2 protein-coding genes are annotated in these 812 nt (G+C 62.3%); both read right to left on the reverse strand.

Annotated elements, in window-relative coordinates; all coding sequences use genetic code 11:
• Positions 1 to 51: 51 nt before the first annotated feature.
• Complete coding sequence (locus A4A78_RS17345) at positions 52 to 321, reverse strand: WXG100 family type VII secretion target (protein WP_231881090.1); 270 nt, start codon at positions 319 to 321, stop codon at positions 52 to 54.
• Positions 322 to 401: 80 nt separating this feature from the next.
• On the reverse strand, positions 402 to 812 hold a 411-nt coding region (locus tag A4A78_RS18020), incomplete at its 5' end, for a hypothetical protein (RefSeq protein ID WP_231881091.1).

The raw sequence follows: 812 nt of genomic DNA on the forward strand, positions 1-812 counted from the left end.
CCCCCACCGATGACGGGGGGACGGGGCCTTCGCGACGAAGAACCGCTCAGCTCACTGCTGGTTCGAGGTGGTGTCCTGCTCCTCGGCGTGCTGCGTCAGCTCATCACCCTTGGTCGAGAACGCCTCGACCAGGTTGTTCACCGGACCGTTCACGAACGAGTTCCACTCCTCGACGTAGGCGTCGTAGTCCGGACCGACCCACTCCACCGACGTCACCAGACGCGTCACCTCGTCGACCTTCTCGACGACCTGCTCGCCCGCCTTGAGGACCTCCTGAGCGACCTCGCGCCCCTCCTCCGGATTCATACCCTTGAAAGCCATCACAAACCCCTTTCGCCCCGATCCCGGAGCAGCTCACTGCTGAAGAAAGAAAAACCTAGAAGCCGAGAGAACTCAGCAGATCAGGACGAAGCCTCACGCTGCTGCTGAGCGTTCTTCTTCGCACGCTCCGCGAACTCGCCCAGCTGCGTCACGACCTCCTGGACCAGACCGCCCAGAGTCCCCTCGAACTCCGACACGTACTTGTCGCGGTCCTCACCGGTCCAGTCGAAATCCGTCACACGACCCTGCACCGTCGTGTAGATGGTGTTGACATCCTCGCCGGACGTCTCCGCCGTGGTGCCCATCTGCTCCACAGCCTCAGGGTTCATACCCTTCTTCATGGTGTCCTCCACATCGTCGAAAGAATCAGATCCCCACCCACCGAACCGGACCTCCGCGACCCCCAAGGCCACTTCCTCGATCCCTGCCCCCAGGTGATGACACCACCCTAGAACCACCCACCACACCTTGGCGATGGGGACAACTCCCCA

This window comes from Brachybacterium sp. sponge (assembly GCF_001613775.1).
Taxonomy (GTDB): domain Bacteria; phylum Actinomycetota; class Actinomycetes; order Actinomycetales; family Dermabacteraceae; genus Brachybacterium; species Brachybacterium conglomeratum.

Excerpts from the sequence above, each read along its gene's own strand:
- A4A78_RS17345 (WP_231881090.1), bottom strand. The coding sequence starts at position 321 with ATGGCTTTCAAGGGTATGAATCCGGAGGAGGGGCGCGAGGTCGCTCAG.